Annotated in this window: 19 protein-coding genes and 1 riboswitch; of the genes, 7 read left to right on the forward strand and 12 right to left on the reverse strand. The window is 61.1% G+C overall.

Annotated features, from left to right (window positions below; all coding sequences use genetic code 11):
* Positions 1-2 precede the first annotated feature (2 nt).
* Genes B0D71_RS09625 through B0D71_RS09640 form a run of 4 tightly spaced genes read right to left on the reverse strand, consistent with a single transcriptional unit; the run spans position 3 to position 3425 of the window.
* Positions 3-728 carry an urea amidolyase associated protein UAAP1 gene (locus tag B0D71_RS09625; RefSeq protein ID WP_103394556.1) on the reverse strand — a complete coding sequence of 242 codons (726 nt, stop codon included), beginning with the start codon at positions 726-728 and terminating at the stop codon, positions 3-5.
* Positions 729-741: 13 nt separating this feature from the next.
* Entirely contained in the window at positions 742-1530 is a 789-nt protein-coding gene (locus tag B0D71_RS09630; RefSeq protein ID WP_103394557.1) for an ABC transporter ATP-binding protein, read from the reverse strand.
* Entirely contained in the window at positions 1527-2342 is an 816-nt protein-coding gene (locus B0D71_RS09635; RefSeq protein WP_103394558.1) for an ABC transporter permease, read from the reverse strand. The genes B0D71_RS09630 and B0D71_RS09635 overlap by 4 nt, the downstream gene beginning before the upstream one ends.
* 15 nt (positions 2343-2357) lie before the next feature.
* Positions 2358-3425, reverse strand: coding sequence for a putative urea ABC transporter substrate-binding protein (locus B0D71_RS09640; RefSeq protein ID WP_103394559.1), 1068 nt, complete (start codon positions 3423-3425; stop codon positions 2358-2360).
* A 60-nt stretch (positions 3426-3485) separates the two neighbouring features.
* Positions 3486-3586, reverse strand: a riboswitch (guanidine-I (ykkC/yxkD leader).
* Positions 3587-3870: 284 nt separating this feature from the next.
* Here B0D71_RS09640 and B0D71_RS09645 point away from each other — a divergent pair.
* Positions 3871-4137, forward strand: a complete 267-nt coding sequence (locus B0D71_RS09645) for a hypothetical protein (RefSeq protein WP_103394560.1) — start codon at positions 3871-3873, stop codon at positions 4135-4137.
* 167 nt (positions 4138-4304) lie between these two features.
* Positions 4305-4745: a hypothetical protein gene (locus B0D71_RS09650; protein ID WP_103394561.1), complete on the forward strand. Its 441-nt coding sequence runs from the start codon at positions 4305-4307 to the stop codon at positions 4743-4745.
* 128 nt (positions 4746-4873) lie between these two features.
* On the opposite strand, the gene B0D71_RS09655 is transcribed toward B0D71_RS09650, so the two are convergent.
* Positions 4874-5986 carry an enoyl-CoA hydratase/isomerase family protein gene (locus tag B0D71_RS09655; RefSeq protein WP_103394562.1) on the reverse strand — a complete coding sequence of 371 codons (1113 nt, stop codon included), beginning with the start codon at positions 5984-5986 and terminating at the stop codon, positions 4874-4876.
* A 132-nt stretch (positions 5987-6118) separates the two neighbouring features.
* Between B0D71_RS09655 and ung the strand changes: the two genes are divergently transcribed.
* Positions 6119-6811 (forward strand): uracil-DNA glycosylase, encoded by a 693-nt coding sequence (gene ung, locus B0D71_RS09660; RefSeq protein WP_103394563.1) that lies wholly within the window; start codon positions 6119-6121, stop codon positions 6809-6811.
* 109 nt (positions 6812-6920) lie between these two features.
* On the opposite strand, the gene B0D71_RS09665 is transcribed toward ung, so the two are convergent.
* Genes B0D71_RS09665 through B0D71_RS09680 form a run of 4 tightly spaced genes read right to left on the reverse strand, consistent with a single transcriptional unit; the run spans position 6921 to position 10958 of the window.
* A complete protein-coding gene (locus tag B0D71_RS09665; protein ID WP_103394564.1) occupies positions 6921-7955 on the reverse strand; it encodes an AbrB family transcriptional regulator in 1035 nt (344 codons plus the stop codon).
* A complete protein-coding gene (locus B0D71_RS09670) occupies positions 7948-9462 on the reverse strand; it encodes a tripartite tricarboxylate transporter permease (RefSeq protein ID WP_075947502.1) in 1515 nt (504 codons plus the stop codon). The genes B0D71_RS09665 and B0D71_RS09670 overlap by 8 nt, the downstream gene beginning before the upstream one ends.
* Position 9463: 1 nt before the next feature.
* The gene (locus B0D71_RS09675) at positions 9464-9922 is read right to left on the reverse strand and encodes a tripartite tricarboxylate transporter TctB family protein (protein WP_103394565.1); all 459 of its coding nucleotides are present in this window, start codon (positions 9920-9922) and stop codon (positions 9464-9466) included.
* Positions 9923-9980: 58 nt separating this feature from the next.
* Positions 9981-10958: a Bug family tripartite tricarboxylate transporter substrate binding protein gene (locus B0D71_RS09680; protein WP_103394566.1), complete on the reverse strand. Its 978-nt coding sequence runs from the start codon at positions 10956-10958 to the stop codon at positions 9981-9983.
* Between the two features lie 442 nt (positions 10959-11400).
* Here B0D71_RS09680 and B0D71_RS09685 point away from each other — a divergent pair, with 442 nt between their 5' ends.
* A complete protein-coding gene (locus B0D71_RS09685; protein WP_007979804.1) occupies positions 11401-12072 on the forward strand; it encodes a response regulator in 672 nt (223 codons plus the stop codon).
* Positions 12065-13453, forward strand: a complete 1389-nt coding sequence (locus tag B0D71_RS09690; protein ID WP_103394567.1) for a sensor histidine kinase — start codon at positions 12065-12067, stop codon at positions 13451-13453. Before B0D71_RS09685 ends, B0D71_RS09690 begins: the two co-directional genes overlap by 8 nt.
* 146 nt (positions 13454-13599) lie before the next feature.
* Here B0D71_RS09690 and B0D71_RS09695 read toward each other — a convergent pair whose 3' ends face one another.
* Together B0D71_RS09695 and ygfZ are read right to left on the reverse strand one after the other, a co-directional pair.
* The gene (locus tag B0D71_RS09695; protein WP_103394568.1) at positions 13600-14421 is read right to left on the reverse strand and encodes an HDOD domain-containing protein; all 822 of its coding nucleotides are present in this window, start codon (positions 14419-14421) and stop codon (positions 13600-13602) included.
* 34 nt (positions 14422-14455) lie between these two features.
* On the reverse strand, positions 14456-15397 hold the full coding sequence (gene ygfZ, locus B0D71_RS09700; RefSeq protein ID WP_103394569.1) for a CAF17-like 4Fe-4S cluster assembly/insertion protein YgfZ: 942 nt from the start codon (positions 15395-15397) through the stop codon (positions 14456-14458).
* Positions 15398-15545: 148 nt separating this feature from the next.
* Between ygfZ and B0D71_RS09705 the strand changes: the two genes are divergently transcribed.
* Both B0D71_RS09705 and B0D71_RS09710 read left to right on the forward strand, forming a co-directional pair.
* The gene (locus tag B0D71_RS09705; RefSeq protein ID WP_007979797.1) at positions 15546-15800 is read left to right on the forward strand and encodes an FAD assembly factor SdhE; all 255 of its coding nucleotides are present in this window, start codon (positions 15546-15548) and stop codon (positions 15798-15800) included.
* The gene (locus tag B0D71_RS09710) at positions 15784-16236 is read left to right on the forward strand and encodes a protein YgfX (RefSeq protein ID WP_103394570.1); all 453 of its coding nucleotides are present in this window, start codon (positions 15784-15786) and stop codon (positions 16234-16236) included. The genes B0D71_RS09705 and B0D71_RS09710 overlap by 17 nt, the downstream gene beginning before the upstream one ends.
* Here the strand turns inward: B0D71_RS09710 and nadB are convergent.
* Positions 16205-17821 carry an L-aspartate oxidase gene (gene nadB, locus B0D71_RS09715; RefSeq protein WP_103394571.1) on the reverse strand — a complete coding sequence of 539 codons (1617 nt, stop codon included), beginning with the start codon at positions 17819-17821 and terminating at the stop codon, positions 16205-16207. The two genes, B0D71_RS09710 and nadB, sit on opposite strands and share 32 nt — an antisense overlap.
* Positions 17822-18328: the final 507 nt, after the last annotated feature.

The raw sequence follows: 18328 nt of genomic DNA on the forward strand, positions 1-18328 counted from the left end.
CCTCAGGCGAACAGGCGGTCGGTGTTGATGAAGCCGCGCTCGTTTTCCGGGCGCGAGGTGCGGCAGTGTTCGGCGACGCTTGGGTCGGCGTTCATCCAGCTGAGCTTCAGCGGTTTCGGTGCGTATTGCGGCGACGGGTCCATCGGATGCTGCAGGGCGGTGAGCACCACCAGGGTGTCCATCGGCGCGTACAACTCGATGTAGTCACCCGCCCTGGAGTGGTCTTCGACAAAGTGAAAACGCCCGGCGTCATCGACGTTCACGCGGCTGAACAGGTTGAGGGTCATCAGCAGGTCGGACAGGCCCAGCCCCCACTTGCCCAGCTCCACCAACAGGTTGTCGGTACCGTTGCGCAAGAAGCCGTTGCGCAGTTCCTGATAGCGGCCGGCGCCGTATTTTTCCGCCACTTCTTCAGCGCAGAGCACGCCGCCGAGGCTGTCGCTCCAGCCGCAAGTGTCGGCGGTGATGGCGGCCAGCACGCGACCCATGTCCGAGTACAGGCAATGGCCGGTGGTGAGCTTGGCGGTGTGTTGGCATTTGAGGCTGTCGGGCAGGTTCAGCCGTTCGGTTTTTTCATTGGCGTTGAGCAACGTCAGGCTGACGTTGGCGCCGCCACGCAGGTCGGTCAGGCGCAGCAGTTGGCCGCGTTTGAGCACGAAGGAACGATGGCCGCCACCGGGGAGCATTTCTTCGGCGAAGGGCGGGAACAGTTGGGTCGAATCAGTCATGGGCAAAACCCTCTCAAGCGGTTCGAAGTGAGCCCGCCAGTTGCACTGGCAGAGCGTCGACGGCGGCACGTTCGGTGCGGCGGTCGCTGTTCAAAGGGATGTCGTAGGTGATGCGTGCGCCATAGGCACCAGGGGCATGCGGATCGAGACGGACCTTGTCGAACACCAGCAGGCGTGTGCCGAGGCTGAACCCTTCGGACAGGTCATGGGTGACCATGAACACCGTCAGGCGGGTCTCGCGCCACAGCTCCAGCAGCAAGGCGTGCATGTCTTTGCGGATGCCCGGGTCGAGGGCGCCGAACGGTTCGTCGAGCAACAACACTCGGGGCTTCATGATCAGCGCCTGGGCAATGGCCAGGCGTTGTTGCATGCCGCCGGAGAGTTGCGCCGGGTATTTGTCCAGCGAGTGGCCGAGGCCGACTTTGTGCAGCAGCACCGAAGCCTGTTCGCGAGCCTCTTTTTTCGCACTGCCAAACAGGCGTCCAAGCAAACGCGAGCGGGGCAGTTCGAGGCCGAGGGCGACGTTGTCCAGCACGCTCAAGTGCGGGAACACCGAATAGCGCTGGAACACCACGCCACGGCTGGCATCCGGCTCAGCGGCCAGCGGTTGGCCGTCGAGCAGGATCTCGCCGCGACTGGCGCACTCCTGGCCCAGCAGCAGGCGCAGGAAGGTCGATTTACCACAACCGGACGCACCCACGAGCGTGCAGAACTCACCCTCGTTGACGTTCAGGTTCAGGCCTTCGAGCACCACCTGATCGGCGTATTGTTGCCAGACGTTTTTCACCGTGATGAAGCTCATTTGGCCGCTCCTTCATACCAGGGGAACGCGCGGCGGGTCAGGTACTTGAGCCCCCAATCCATCAACCAGGCGAGCAGGGTGATCCACACCACGTAGGGCAGAATCACGTCCATCGCTAGGTAGCGGCGCACCAGGAAGATCCGGTAGCCGAGGCCGTCGGTGGAGGCGATGGCTTCGGCGGCGATCAGGAACAGCCACGCCGAGCCGAGCATCAGGCGCAGGGAAATCAGCAGTCGTGGCAGCAGTTGTGGCAACACCACCCGCAGCATCAGGGTCCAGGTAGACGCGCCGAGGGTCTGGGCCTTGATCAGCAACTCCACGGGAATTTCCCGGGCGCGCTGTTCCAGGTCCCGCGCCAGCGCCGGGGTGATGCCGATGACGATCAGCATCACTTTCGACAGTTCCCCCAGGCCGAAGACGATGAACAGGATCGGCAGGATCGCCAGCGGTGGCACCATCGACAGCACCGTCAGCAAGGGTGACAACGGCGCACCGAACAGCGGCAAGGTGCCGGCGGCGATGCCCAGGCACAACCCGGCCAAAGCGCTGATACCCAGGCCAATGGCCAGCCGCTGCAGGCTGGACGCCGTGTCCTGCCAGAGCAGGTATTCGCCGGTGCGGCTGTCGGCCACGAAGGCCAGGCGTTTCACCGCATCGGTCATCTGCACGGCGCTGGGCAGCAGCTTGTCGTTGGGGTTATCCGCCAGTCGCTCGGCCGAGCCCATGAAGTAGGCGAACAGCACCAGGGCGAACGGCAGGATCACCAGCAGCAGGCGACTCGGGCGATCCGGGTGACGGTTGATCAGGCGCATGGCCAGTTCTCCTGATTACAGCTTGGCGTCGGCGGCCATCTGCACGTAACTCGGGTCGAAGCGCAGTTTCAGGTTGCCCTTGTCACCACTGGTCACGCCGTTGGCGAAGGCCATGCCGACGGCGCTGGTGTCCTTGGCGCCTTCACCGAGCAAGCCGTGCTGGAAGGAGAACTCGGCGACCTTGCGCATGGTTTCCGGCAGTTGCTTGCTGGTGGAAAACGCCAGGGCTTCCTTGGGCGTGGCGAACAATCTGGTGGTGTCCAGTTGCGCCTGAAAACCCGCCAGGTCAGTGCCCGAGGCCTTGGCCATGTGCTCCAGGGCAGCTTTGCTGGCGGCGTTTTTCGCGTTCATCAACTCGACCACTTCGAACCAGGCGCCGGTCAGTGCCTTGCCGAGGGCCGGGTTGTCTTTGAGGGTGGCGCTGTTGACCACCATCATGTCCATGATTTCGCCGGGGATCTGGCTGGAGTTGAACACTTCGGTCACCGCAGGCTTGGCCTTGATGTCCGAGAGCATCGGGTTCCAGGTGGTGACGGCGTTGACCTGATCAGTGTTGAAGGCGGCCGAAATATCGGCGTCGGAGGTATTGACCACTTTCAGGTCTTTCTCGGTGAGGTCCACCGAATCCAGGGCCCGGGCCAGCAGGTAGTGGGAGACAGAGAGCTCCACCAGGTTGACGTCCATGCCCTTGAGGTCGGCGACTTTCTTGCCTTCGCCCTTGAGCACGATGCCATCGTTGCCGTTGGAGAAATCGCTGACGATCAGTGCAGTGCTGTCGACGCCGCCAGCGGCCGGAATGGTCAGCGCGTCCATGTTGGTCATGGTGCAGCCATCGAACTGGCCGGCGGTGTACTGGTTGATCGATTCGACATAGTCATTGAGTTGCACCACGTCGATCTTGATGCCGTACTTCTTCGCCCATTTGTCGACGATGCCTTGGCTGCCGGCGTATTCCCAGGGCATCCAGCCGGCATAGATCGTCCAGCACACGCTGAAGTGGTCTTTCTGGGCGGCCTGGGATGAGACGCTGACGAGGGCTGCGAACGCAGCGGCGAGCAGGGTGGGTAAACGAAGCTGGGACATGGTGGTTCTCCAGTTGATCAAGGACGGACAGGAAGGCAGCGGCACCGCTTACGGTGGCTTGTCTCCCGGGCTTTTGTCCCGCCGTGTAACCTCAACTGGAGGTCGCCAACTCTCGGACCAGTCACTCGCGATTGCGAGCCGGAACCCTAGTCAGCCATTTTCAAATTGTGGTGCCGCGAACCTGTAGTGACTCCTGCACGGTGTTACTAAAGCGAGAGGCGTGCCAACTTGGCCCGAGCGCTCTAGCGTGGGGAACGGGGTGGCCGACGGGTTTGATCGGGAGGGCGGGCTGCCTTGTGATGGTGCGCAGGTGCACCGCATTGGAACGTGTTTGCCGCTGATCCGAAGGTGCGGGGCGGCGTTGCACTTGGCACGGGTTTACCAGTCAAAACAGATGTCAGCCGGTCTGTGCCGACTGCTGTCACAGGTCTTTACGGAGGCCGCCATGTTACGTCGATTGTTGTTGGGTGCAGTGCTCGGTTTTGGATTGTCTGGCTGCTACTACTACGACGGTCCTGCCGATGTCTACGGGGGATCTTATGACTACCCCGGTTACTACTCGCCTTATTACTACGGTTACTACGGCCCACGTTATTACGGTGGTTATCGCTCCTATTACTACGGTGGGCATGGTTACTACCGTGGTCATGGGTATTACGGCGTTCACGGCGGTGGGCATCACGGCGGCGGTCACGGCGGCGGTCACCGTTAATCAGGGCGTGAATGGATGAAAAACCTTTCATCGGGCAGATGTTTCTACTTGTTTCTGTGACGCACCAGATTCCGAATTCGATGTCTGATCTTTCGACAGTCACCGAACTTTTGACTGTCGCCTGCCAGCGTCGCTGGTGTGGCTCACCCGCGGTCCAGGAGGCCGCTATGCTCTGTCGAATTCTTCTGCTAGCTGTGTTGGGATTATCCGTTGGTGGATGCGTGCCTTATTACGATGAAGGAGGCAGTTACTACAGTTCCGAGGTCTATACCTCGCCATCGCCAGCCTATTACGCCGGGGGGAGTTCCTACTACTCCAATGGTGGCGGTTACTACACGCCACCGCCCCGGTACTACGCACCGCCAGCACGGTATTACCAGCCGACACCGCGCTATTACTCGCAGCCGCGAATCTATCAACCGTCCCCGCGCTATTACCAGCCGGCCCCTCGTTACTATCAGCAGTCGCGGGGCGACTACCGCATGCATCAGAACCATGGCTGGGACGGCCGTAACCGCAGGGGCTGGAATAACGACAATCGCGGTCATGACGGGCGCGGCTATCGCAGCGGGCGTGGTGATCACAACGGGCGGGGCAATCACCGCTAATCATTCAGCTAAATACAAAACCTGTGGGAGCGAGCCTGCTCGCGAAGGCGGTGTGTCAGACAGCTATAACGTCGACTGACACTCCTTCATCGCGAGCAGGCTCGCTCCCACATTGTTATGCCCAGACTTTAATACTCAGACAAATCCGCCAGCGGATGCCGACCTTCCCACGCCTTGTGGAAATGCGCCTCTACCACCGCGTCCGGCACGTTGTTGATATCCGGCCAATGCCAGTGCGGCTTCTGATCCTTGTCGATCAACCGGGCTCGTACGCCTTCGCTGAATTCCGGATGACGACAGCAGTTGAGGCTCAGGGTGTATTCCATCTGGAAGACTTCGGCCAGTGACAGGTGTCGGGCACGGATGATCTGCTCCCACACCAGACGGGCGGTCAGCGGTGAGCCTTCGCTCAGGGTCCTGGCGGCGCGGCTCAGTAATAGATCGGTGTGATCGCGCAAGGCACTGATGGCCTTCCAGGCGCAACGCACGTCGCTGACATCCAGCAACTCGTCGATTTGCTGTCGGCGTGGCAGCCACTGGGCTTCGGGCATCTGCGCCACGGCTTCCTGCTGCAAGGCCTTGAGCAGGCTGTTGAGCTGCATGGGTGTTTGTTCCTGCCAGTTCAATTGCAGCAGTCCGTCGATCAATTCCGGCTGCTGTTCGTCGAGAAGGAAACGATCGGCCAGGTCCAGGTCGATGGCATCGCGGCCGTTCATGTGCGCACCGGTCAGGCCCAGGAATAACCCTAGCTTGCCGGGCAGGCGCGACAGAAACCAACTGGCGCCAACGTCCGGGTACAGGCCGATGCTGATTTCGGGCATCGCCAGGCGGCTGCTCGGCGTGACGATACGAACGCCTGCGCCTTGCAACAACCCCATGCCACCGCCAAGCACATAGCCATGCCCCCAGCAGATCAGCGGTTTCGGGTAGGTATGAAGTTTGAAGTCCAGGCGATATTCCGCCGCAAAAAACTGCGCGGCCAGTGGCGGTACTTCACCGGGATGGACGCGACAGGCTTCCACCAGGCTGCGCACTTCACCCCCGGCGCAAAAGGCCTTGGCGCCATTGCCGCGCAACAGCACGCAGACGATTTGCGGGTCCTTGGCCCAGGCGTCCATGCGGTCGCGCAGGGCGTTGATCATCGGCAGGGACAGGGCGTTCAGGGATTTTTCGGCATCCAGGCTGGCGACGCCGATGCGGGCGCCGTCGGTGCCGGTGAGTTCTTCGAAGTGCAGATTCATCGTGACCTCGATCGGGAATTTGAGGGTTAAGTATGATCGCTGTGTGGGAAAGTGCCGGATCTGCGTCAGATCAATTGACAAGCGTGATGCGCTTTCCTAGGGTTCGCCCCATTGTTTTTGCCGGATGTAACCATGACTGCTGACGACCGTATCAAACTCGAACCGAGCTGGAAGGAAGCCCTGCGTGCCGAATTCGACCAGCCCTACATGACAGAGTTGCGAAACTTCCTGCAACAGGAACGGGCGGCCGGCAAGGAGATCTATCCGCCGGGGCCGATGATTTTCAACGCGCTCAACTCCACGCCGCTGGACAAGGTCAAAGTGGTGATCCTCGGTCAGGATCCTTATCACGGCCCGGGCCAGGCCCATGGCTTGTGCTTCTCGGTGCAACCCGGCGTGCCGGCGCCGCCGTCGCTGGTGAACATCTATAAAGAACTCAAGCGCGACCTGAACATCGACATCCCCAACCACGGCTACCTGCAGAGTTGGGCCGACCAGGGCGTGCTGATGCTCAACACCACCATGACCGTCGAGCGCGCCAATGCCAATGCGCACAAGGACAAGGGCTGGCAGTTTTTCACCGATCGGGTCATTGAAGTGGTCAGCCAGCAGCAGCCGCACCTGGTGTTCATGCTGTGGGGCGCCCATGCCCAGAGCAAGCAGAAGCTGATCGATGCCACCAAGCACCTGGTATTGACCTCGGTGCACCCGTCACCGCTGTCGGCCTATCGCGGCTTCCTCGGTTGCGGGCACTTCGGCCGGACCAACAAGTTTCTGGAACAGAATGGCGAGACGCCGATCGAGTGGCGGTTGCCGCCGGTTTGATTGGTTGACCTTACTGGCCCCATCGCGAGCAAGCTCGCTCCCACAGGTTTTGTGAGCACCGCAAATCCAATGTGGGAGCGAGCTTGCTCGCGATGCAGTCGACTCGGTCTTACTCCGGATTCCGGTTCCAATACTTGAACAACGGCTCCGCCAGAAACAGCACAAACAACAGCCGCATCACCTGCATCGCCGTGACCAGCGGCACCGACAGTTGCAAGGTTTCCGCCGTCAGGCTCATCTCGGCAATCCCGCCGGGCATCATGCCCAACGTCAGTGAACGCAGATCCAGATGGGTCAGCGCACTCAAGCCCAATGCCGCCGCCGTGGCGATCAGCATGGTCAACACCGTGCTGATCAAGGTACGGCCCATGAACGATGGTGCACGCCGGAAAAACTGCCGGTTGAAGTGACAGCCCAGACCGCTGCCGATCAGCCACTGGCCGATCTGACTGCCGCCGTTGGGCAAGCCGATGTGCAAATCCCAGCCGATACTGACGGCCGCACTGACCAGCAACGGCCCGAACAGCCAGGGGTTGGGTTGACGCAGGCGTTCCCAGATCCAGGCTGCCAATGCGCCAGCAGGAAACAGTACCGCCAGCCAGCGCCAATCGATGCTGCCCGCGTGGGAAATCGGCGCACCGTCGCCCAACAGATACTTGAAAGCCGCCGGCACACAAAGCACCACGACCAACACCCGCAAACTCTGCCCCGCCGCCACACGGCTGAGCACCGCGCCATTGCGGGCGCCGAGGTTGACCATCTCCCCGGAGCCGCCGGGCATGCTGGAAAAGAACGCCGTGGCGCGATCTTCACCGGTGCGACGCATCAGCCAAACGCCGACGACCGCCGACAGGCTGGTGACCAACGCACCGAAGAAGATCAGACCGAAATGACTGAGTACCTGCTCCATCACCACTGGAGTGAAATGCAGGCCGATACCGATACCGACGATCCACTGGCCGCACTTGCGGCCGCCAGGGATTTCGGCCAATTGCCAGGGTGTCAGGCAGCGCACGAGGATGATCGCCAGCAACGAGCCGACCATCCACGGCAAAGGCCAGCCGACCTGGCTGGCGAGATAGCCGCCCAGCAGGCCGACCAGCGGGGTTCCCCACCAGGCTTTGAAAGGTGTTCGATCAGACATCGGCGATAGCGCGTTGCGCGGCCGAACGTTTGCGCCAGATGCGGATAAGCGGCATCAGTAGCATGATCGCCGTGAGGACCCAGCAACCGAAGGTGATCGGGCTCGACCAGAGGATTTCCAGCGCACCGTTGGAAATCGACAGGGCACGGCGCAGGTTCTGTTCCATCAATCCTCCGAGGATGAAGCCCAGCAATACCGGCGACAGCGGGAAGTCCAGCTTGCGCAGGATGTAACCGAAGATGCCGATGCCGATCATCAGGAACAGATCGAACGTTGTCGCGTGGACCGCGTAGACGCCGATCCCGGTAATGATGGCGATCACCGGCACCAGTGCCCAGTTCGGCACGGCGAGGATACGGGTGAAGATGCGGATCATCGGAATGTTGAGGATCACCAGCATTACGTTGGCGATGAACAACGAGGCGATCAGGCCCCAGACGATGTCCGGTTGCTGTTGGAACAGCAGCGGGCCCGGGGTGATGTTGTACAGCGACAGCGCGCCGATCATCACCGCCGTGGTGCCGGAACCTGGAACGCCGAGGGTCAGCATCGGCACCAGCGCACCGCACGCTGCGCCACCGATAGCGGTTTCCGGTGCCGCGAGGCCGCGCATGTCGCCCTGGCCGAAAGTACCCTTGGCACCCGCCATGCGTTTTTCGGTCATGTAGGCCACGGCACTGGCCAGGGTCGCACCGGCACCCGGCAACACGCCCATGATGAAGCCCAGTACGCCGCAACGGATGTTCACCACGAACACCGACGCCGCTTCCTTGAAGTTGAACATCATCCGGCCGGTGGCTTTCACCGCTTCCTGGCCGTGGTGGGTTTTTTCCAGCAGCAGGAGGATTTCGCTGATGGAGAACAGGCCCAGCACCAGCACGACGAACTGGATGCCGTCGGTCAGGTGAATGTTGTCCCCGGTGAAGCGATACACACCGCTGTTGGCGTCGATGCCGACGGTCGACAGGAACAGGCCGATCAGCGCCGCGATGAACGTCTTCAGCGGACGGTCACCGGCCATGCCGCCAAGGCAGACAATCGCAAAGACCATCAGTACGAAATATTCCGCCGGGCCGAAGGCAATCGCCCATTTCGCCAGCAGCGGGGCGAACAGCACCATGCCGCAGGTCGCGATAAATGCACCGATGAACGAGCTCCATGCCGACAGCGACAGCGCTACACCGGCCAGGCCTTTGCGGGCCATCGGGTAACCGTCGAGAGTGGTCATCACGGTGGACGCTTCGCCCGGGATGTTCAGCAGGATCGAGCTGATCCGGCCGCCGTATTCGCAACCCAGGTACACCGCCGCCAGCAGGATCAGTGCCGATTCCGGTGGCAGGCCGAGGGCGAATGCGATCGGGATCAACAGTGCCACGCCGTTGATCGGCCCCAGGCCCGGCAACAGGCCGACCACGGTGCCGATCAGGGTGCCGCACAGTGCGGTCACCAGGTTGTACGGGCTCAGCGCGACGCCGAAACCCTGACCCAAATAGCCAAGAGTATCCATATCAGTTCTCCAGAACGTCGAGCACGCCAAGTGGTAGCGGCACGTCCATCAACTTGTCGAACAGCAGGTAGAGGCCGACGGCCATCAGGCTGATGATCACGATGCTTGGCAGCCATCGACCGCCATACAGACGGGCCATGGGCACGCCGATCAAGATGCTGGCGACGATGAAACCCAGGGGTTCGAACGTGCCGGCGAACACTAGCAACAGCACTACGCAGATGCCGATCTTGGTCAGGGTTTCGCGGTCCAGTGGCGGCTCGTCAGCACTGTGCTTGATCGGTGCCGGACGGAACACCATGTACAACAGCGCCGAGCCCATCAGGCCAAGCATCAAAAGCGGAAAGGCCCGAGGCCCCACCGGTTCGTAGGAAAAAGCCGCTTGGTACGGCCACGCCATCAATGCCAGGCCGAGACAGGCCAGCAACAGCACCGAGGCGAAAATGCGTTGTAAGAGCATGGGGAACTCCTGTGCCGCGACTCCGTGAAGGGGAGTCGCGGCTGCTAGACAGAGGCGATCACTGGATCAGGCCGAACTCTTTGGCCAGCACTTTGTAGTCGGCAACTTGCTTCTTCACATAGGTGTCCAGTTCCGGGCCGGTCATGGCGAACGGAAACAGTTCACGCTGGTCGCGCAGCTTGGCGAACTCAGGGGAGGCCAGCAGTTTGTCGAAGGAGTCTTTCCACCAGGCGTAGTCTTCGTCGCTGACTTTTGGCCCGAGGTAGAAGCCGCGCACCACTGGCCAGACGATGTCGTAGCCTTGCTCGCGGGCAGTCGGGATGTCCTTCATTTCCGGCTCGTCCAAACGCTTGTCGGAGAACACCGCCAGCAGGCGCATGTCGCCGCTCTGGATGTGCGGCATGGAGTCGGAGATGTCGGTGCTGCCAACCTGGATGTGGCCGCCGAGCAGCGCGGTGGCAATCTCGCCGCCACCTTCGAGGGCTACGTAACGCAGGTCACGGGGGTTGATCCCGGCGGCCTTGGCGATCAGCGCAGTCTGCATCCAGTCCTGGCTACCGACGGTGCCGCCGGAGCCGATCACCACTTTGCTCGGATCTTTCTTCAGCGCCTGGACGAGATCGTCGAGGGTCTTGTAGGGCGAATCGCTCTTCACGGCGATGGCGCCGTAGCTGGTGCCGACGGCGGCCAGCCAGCGCACGTTGCTTTCATCGAAACGACCGAACTTGCCTTGGGCCAGGTTCAGCAGCGAACCGCTGGACCAGGCCACCAGGGTTCCGGCATCGGCCGGACGCTGGGCGACCACCGCGTTGTACGCCACCGCGCCGACACCGCCGGGCATGTAGGTCACGCGCATCGGTTTGGTCAGCAGTTTTTCGTTGATCAGCGCGCTTTGCGCTAGTTTGCAGGTCAGGTCGAAACCACCGCCGGGCGAGGCCGGGGCGATGCATTCCGGGCGTTTTGGCTCGGCCATGAGTTGGCCGGCGAACAGCACACAGCTGGCGGCGAGGGCGAAACGGCGCATTGATCGACTCATTTTTGTCTCCACTGGAGTTTTTGTTTTTCGGAATGATTCAGGTGCGACGATTTCGCACGGTGCTGGCGCGTTCGAATCCGTACGGACTGAACGACGAGCAGCCGGCTTCGGCGCTGGCAAGCGTAAACATCGGGGAGCGAGAGAAGGGGTGGGGCGGGCAAGCCTGAAGCTGTGTAGACAGCATGGTGCAATACCTCGGTTATTGTTCTTATTGACGAAAACGCTTCGAGGCGTTTTTCGGTAGTTACATGTCAAGGCACGTTTTCAAACTACGATTCGATGGTCGGCAGTCGAAACCATCCGTGGGACGACTCTAACGACCCAACCTTTCGCTAACCTTTCAGCGGGCTTTCACGGTTTTTCGGGCTTCACAGCGACGATTGCGGCTGTAAACTCCGCGCCAAAGAATGGCGTCGACCATCCCTGAATGAGGTAAAGATCCATGCGTGTTCTGCTCGTCGAAGACCATTTGCAGCTCGCCGAAAGTGTTGCCCAGGCGCTCAAGAGCACCGGGTTGACCGTGGACGTCCTGCACGATGGCGTGGCAGCCGACCTCGCGCTGGGCAGCGAGGAATACGCCATGGCGATCCTCGACGTCGGCTTGCCGCGCATGGATGGTTTCGAAGTGCTGGCGCGACTGCGGGCGCGGGGCAAGAATCTGCCGGTGTTGATGCTGACCGCCCGCAGCGACGTCAAGGATCGGGTCCACGGCCTGAACCTCGGCGCCGACGATTACCTGGCCAAGCCGTTCGAACTGACCGAACTCGAAGCCCGGGTCAAAGCCTTGCTGCGACGCAGTGTGCTGGGCGGTGAGCGCATTCAGCGTTGCGGTGTGCTGGCCTATGACCTGGAAACCCGGCGCTTCACCCTCGGTGAAGAATTGCTGACCCTGACCTCCCGCGAACAGGCTGTACTCGAAGCCCTGATCGCGCGCCCCGGTCGGGTGATGAGCAAGGAGCAACTGGCGTCGCAAGTGTTCGGTCTCGATGAAGAGGCCAGCCCTGATGCGATCGAAATCTACGTGCACCGCCTGCGCAAGAAACTCGATGGCCAGCCCGTCGCCATCGTGACCTTCCGCGGCCTCGGTTATTTGCTGGAAAGCCGCGATGCATAAGCCCAGCAGCCTGCGCTGGCGGTTGCTGTGGAACCTGGCGCTGTTGCTGGTGGTGTTGATGCTGGCCAGTGGTTTGAGCGCCTACTGGAACGGCCGAGAGGCCGCCGACACGGCCTATGACCGGACCCTGTTGGCCTCGGCGCGGACCATCGCCGCCGGCGTCTCCCAGCGCGACGGTACCCTGAGTGCCGACGTTCCTTACGTGGCCCTCGATACGTTTGCCTACGACAGTGCCGGGCGCATTTTCTACCTGGTCAACGACATCAATCAGAAGCTGATTTCCGGTTACGAAAACCTGCCCGCGCCACCGCCGGGAACGCCGCGCACCGATGACTATCCGGCGCTGGCGCGTTTCTACAACGCCCAGTACCGCGGGCAGAACGTGCGTGTGGTGAGCCTGCTCAAGCCGGTGAGCGAGCCGAACATGAACGGCATGGCGGAAATCCGCGTGGCGGAAACCGATGAAGCGCGCGTCAGTATGGCCCGCAGTCTGGCGGCCGACACCTTGCTGCGCCTGGGCATGCTGGCAATCGGTGCGTTGATGCTGGTGTGGTTTGCGGTGAGTGCCGCGTTGCGTCCGCTGGAGCGCTTGCGCACGGCGGTGGAGGAGCGTCAGCCGGACGATCTGCGCCCCCTGCCATTGGTAGAGGTGCAGCGCGAATTGTGGCCGTTGGTGCGTGCACTCAATCACTTTACCGAGCGTTTGCGCGGGCAGTTCGAGAAGCAGGCGCAATTCATCGCCGATGCCGCCCATGAATTGCGTACACCACTGGCGGCGCTCAAGGCGCGACTGGAGCTGGGCATGCGCTCGGCCGAGCCCGATACCTGGCGCAGCACGCTGGAGACCGCCGCCCAGGGCACTGATCGCTTGACCCATCTGGCCAATCAGTTGCTTTCCCTGGCACGGGTCGAAAACGGCGCGAGGGCGATTGCCGAGGGTGGTGCGCAGTTACTCGACCTGAGTCAATTGGCTCGGGAGCTGGGTATGGCCATGGCGCCACTGGCCCACAAGCGCGGCATCGCACTGGCGCTGGAAGCCGATGAACCTGTCTGGTTGCGGGGCGAACCGACGCTATTGAACGAGCTGCTGAGCAATCTGGTGGACAACGCACTGGCTCACACGCCGCCGGGTGGCAACGTGATTCTGCGGGTCTCGGCGCCTGCCGTGCTGGAAGTCGAAGATGATGGCCCCGGCATTCCTCTTGAGGAGCGCGATCGGGTATTCGAGCGCTTTTACCGGCGCAATCAGCAAGTGGCCGGATCAGGGTTGGGATTGGCGATTGTCGGCGAGATCTGCCGCGCGCATCTGGCGCAGATCAGTCTGCATGATGGTGAGCATGCAGGGTTGAAGGTGAGGGTGAGTTTTGTAGCGGGAGAATAGCCACAACACCTGTGGCGAGGGGGCTTGCCCCCGTTGGGCTGCGAAGCGGCCCCGAATCAAGCACCGCGTATTCTCGGGTAAACCGCATCTATCGATTTTACGGCTGCCTTGCAGCCGAACGGGGGCAAGCCCCCTCGCCACAAAGATCAGTAAAACATCGTGCGTGTTTCTTCCAGGTCGGCGCACATCGCCTCGTCGTCAAAATCGATTCCGAGCGTCCTGAAGGCCGGCACATTCAAGGCATCGAGACTGGCGAGCGGATGTTCGGTGTTCCGCAGGCAATACAGGCTGGCCACCTGCACCAGATCCACATAGTCGATCTGCGCAGACTGGCGATTGAAGTTCAGGTATAGCTGTGGCACTTGCACCAGCATGTCGGGAAATTCCCAGACCCTGAGCAGTTTTTCCCCAATCAGTGGATGAATCTGGTCGATCACATGGTTGAGGCTGACCGGGTCGGACAGCAGCTCATAGTGATCTTCGGCGTAGGTCAGGATCGGCAGCACGCCGATCTGATGCACCAGCCCGCCAAGGGCGGCCTGGTCAGGCTTGAGCCGGGTGTAACTGCGGCACAGGGCATAGCTGACGCCAGCGATTTCCAGGCTTTCGCGCCAGACTTCCCGCATCTTTTTTTCCACCACCTCGGAGCGGGCATGGAAAATCTGCTCCATGACCAGGCCGATCGCCAGATTGCAGCTGTAGTTGATGCCCAGGCGCGTGATCGCGGTATGCAGGTCGGTCACTTCCTGAGTCGCGCGCAACAGCGGGCTGTTGACCACTTTGATCAGGCGTGCCGACAACGCGGTATCACGGCCGATCACTTTGCTCAGGGTGCTGACGCTGACTTCCGGGTTTTCCGCGGCCTTGCGAATCTGCAGGGCCACCTCCGGTAACGTTGGCAGAACCAGGTCATCGTTATTGATGGCCTCAACCAAATCCTGTTGGACCTTTTCCGCCAGCTCGCTCATTTAGTCTCTCTAGGTGTTGCGCAAAGTGCTGCCGTTATTGCTGGATTTCGCGATCGCGGTCCAGTTCATAAGGCAGGTCGAGCAGCTGCAAGGACGGCCCTTCGAGGGCGCCCAGGTGGATGTCTCCACTTTCTGCTGCTTCGGCTTGCAACACAGCCAGGAGTTCAACGTTTTGCCCGGTGCGGGCAGCCAGCACCACTTCGCCGATGGAGCTGCCGTGGGTCGGGGAAAACAGCGCGATACCCGGTTCAGGCAGCTCGCTGGCAGCCAGTTGCAGGCGATACAGGCGGCGCTTGAGTTTGCCCAGGTATTGCATCCGCGCGACGATTTCCTGCCCGGTGTAGCAACCTTTCTTGAAGCTCACGCCGCCGACCGCTTGCAGGTTGAGCATCTGCGGGATGAACAACTCGCGGGTGCCGGGCATGACCTGGCCGATCCCTGCGCGGACCTGGCCCAGCAGCCATTGATTCAGTTCAGCTTCGCTCAGCACCGCCGATAGCTTGCCTTTGACCACATCGGCTTGACCGGCGTCGACCCACAACTCGGCGCGTTGCGGCGAGACACGGATGGCGATCAGCCCATCGTTGCGCACGACGCTGTCGGTTTCTGCCGGCAGGTCCAGGCCGAGGCTGACCAGTGCAGCATCGCCATGATCAACGCCGAAACGGACCCAGGCGGCACTTTCGTCGGTCAGTTTCGACTTGGAAAACACCGCGTATTTCTTCAGGTCCGCCAGTTGCGGTTCGAGCAACTCGGTGGCCATGGCCAGGACCACGCCGTCCCCTTCGAGCAAGATGCGGAAACTCGATTGCATCCGGCCTTTTTGCGTGCAGCGCGCCCCAAGGCTGGCCCGGGTTTCGCTCAAGTAATTGAGGTTGCAAGTCAATTGGCCTTGCAGGAATTTGCTGGCGTCCGCGCCGCGGACCGCGAGAACGCCCTCATGAGAAAGGGTGCAGAAAAAAGCAGAATCGGCCATGGGTCATCGCAGGGTAAAGAGTCTGGCGGACATCATAAGGGGGCGCCTTCGAAATGGGTAGTTCACAAAGGATCACCGGTCCCGACCAAAGCCGACTGTTCGACGGGGCGCGGGCCTGTATACTTGCGGCCTATTTGAGGAGCGCTCCATGGTCGAAGATGTTGAACTGAACCGCCTCTTTTGGCACAGCCGCCGCGGCATGCTTGAGCTTGACGTGTTGCTGGTGCCGTTCACGAAAGAGGTTTACGCAACGCTCAATGAGGTAGATCGCGCGTTGTACGTCCGACTGCTGACGTGTGAGGATCAGGACATGTTCGGCTGGTTCATGGAACGCAGCGAATCCGAGGATCCTGAGCTGCAACGCATGGTTCGCATGATCCTGGATCGTGTCCAGCCCAAGTAACGGGTTCGAATGCCGCTGGCATGCCTCTCGGCAGTTGCTGGCGGCGTATCTTTTTGTCCAGCTGTTCGCGCTGGGTTCTTTGTTTTTACTGTCGATTCCGGTCTGGGCCAGTTCGCTCGGCGTTGTGCTGTGCGTGGCTCACGGGTTTTGGTCGCTGCCCCGGCAGATCCTGCTGACGCACCCACAGGCCTTTTGCGGCTTGCGGCGCGATGCCGATGGTTGGCAGTTATGGAGTCGAGCGAAAGGTTGGCAACCCGTACAATTGCGACCGGACAGCCTGGCATTGCCGTTGATTGTGGTACTGCGTTTTCGTCTGCATGGGGAGCGCCGGGTCAGGGCCATTTGCGTGCCCCGGGATGCGCAGGCGGCGGATGTGCACCGACGCCTGCGGGTCCGGCTCAAATTCAGCCGACGTAGGTGGGCGGCACCAGAATAGTGTCCAGCGCGACCGGCAACATGTCCGGGTAGTCGAGGGTGTAATGCAGGCCACGGCTTTCCTTGCGCTCCATGGCTGACAGAATCATCAGCTCGGCCACTTGGGCCAGGTTGCGCAGTTCAATCAGGTCTCTGCTCACTTTATAGTTGCTGTAGAACTCGTCGATTTCATCCAGCAAAAGTTGCACGCGGTGTTGCGCCCGTTGCAGGCGCTTGTTGGTGCGCACGATGCCGACGTAGTCCCACATGAACCGCCGCAGCTCATCCCAGTTGTGCGCAATGATCACGTCTTCATCGGAATCGGTGACCTGGCTTGCGTCCCAGGCGGGAAGGGGGGCTGGCATCGAAACACGGGGCAACTGTTCGATAATGTCCGCGGCCGCCGAGCGGGCATAGACGAAACATTCCAACAGCGAGTTGCTGGCCATGCGGTTGGCACCGTGCAGGCCGGTGAAACTGGTCTCGCCAATGGCGTACAGCCCCGGCACATCGGTACGACCCTGTTGATCGACCATCACGCCGCCGCAGGTGTAGTGCGCCGCTGGGACCACCGGAATCGGTTGCTTGGTGATGTCGATGGAAAATTCCAGGCAGCGTTCGTACACCGTCGGGAAGTGCGTCTTGATAAAGGCTTCAGGCTTGTGGCTGATGTCCAGGTAGACGCAATCGACACCCAGGCGTTTCATTTCATGGTCGATGGCCCGGGCGACGATGTCCCGTGGTGCCAACTCGGCCCGTGGGTCGAAGCGCTGCATGAAACGCTCGCCGTTGGGTAGCTTGAGGTGCGCACCTTCGCCCCGCAGGGCTTCGGTGACAAGGAAGCTCTTGGCTTGCGGGTGATACAGGCAAGTGGGGTGGAACTGATTGAATTCCAGGTTCGCAACCCGGCAGCCCGAGCGCCAGGCCATGGCGATGCCATCGCCGCAGGCACCGTCAGGGTTACTGGTGTACAGGTAAACCTTGGCCGCGCCACCGGAGGCGAGGATCACAAAACGGGCGCCATAAGTGTCGACTTCACCGGTGCCGCGATTGAGCACATAAGCACCGAGGCAGCGATCACCTTCCAGGCCCAGGCGTTTCTCCGTGATCAGGTCAACCGCAACCCGCTGTTCCAGCAGTTCGATGTTCGGGCGTTTCCTGGCCTGGTCGAGCAGGGTGGTGAAAATGGCGGCGCCCGTGGCATCGGCGGCGTGGATGATGCGCCGATGGCTGTGACCACCCTCGCGGGTCAGGTGGAACTCGAACCCGCCATCTTCGTTACTCGACTGTTCATCGCGGGTAAAGGGCACGCCCTGGTCGATCAGCCATTGAATCGCTTCCTTGCTGTGCTCGACGGTGAAGCGCACGGCGTCCTCGTGGCACAGGCCGCCGCCGGCATTGAGCGTGTCATCGACATGGGACTCAACGGTGTCGGTGTCATCCAGCACGGCTGCAACGCCGCCCTGGGCCCAGAAAGTCGAGCCATTGGCGAGGTTGCCCTTGCTCAGAACGGCAATGCGCAAATGACCGGGCAAGGTCAGCGCAAGGCTCAAGCCGGCAGCCCCGCTGCCAATTACCAGAACATCGTGTTGAAACTGTTGGCTCATTTCAGGATTCCGCTCAAAGCGACCCGGGTCGGGGGTGGCGCAGCTGGATTGGCGAGTCAGCTCAGCCGCACAGCCCACTAGTATATAGAGGGGGGGAGCGGCACAATACCCGAGCTAGCATGGCATTGTGAAACTACTGTGACGCAAAACATTGGACGCTTCGTCGGATGTTTTTCTGCCCGTTGGGCGCGAGAATGACTGTATCGCCGATTTAACAGTCTTTTTCCCATCACGGTTGCACAATGTCGGTTCGGCACAGCTATAAATATTTGGAACTTTTGCCAAAGGGCCAAGATCAATAGACGGATGCCTGAAACAAGGGACAGTGTCGGCTTCAGTGCGGGATTGCAGTGCGATCCTTGCCGAAGAGTCCGATGACAAGATTATTCGCGCAGCCGGGTCAACTCGCGCTGCGCTTTTCGTGCGTGCCAAATTAGAGCCCGCAGGAAACTTGCCTGGAGGGGGAGAACTTTTGCGAAAAGCCCGAGTCTATGTTTGCAAGTCTGG

Origin of the sequence: Pseudomonas laurylsulfativorans (genome assembly GCF_002906155.1) — a bacterium.
Lineage (GTDB): Bacteria > Pseudomonadota > Gammaproteobacteria > Pseudomonadales > Pseudomonadaceae > Aquipseudomonas > Aquipseudomonas laurylsulfativorans.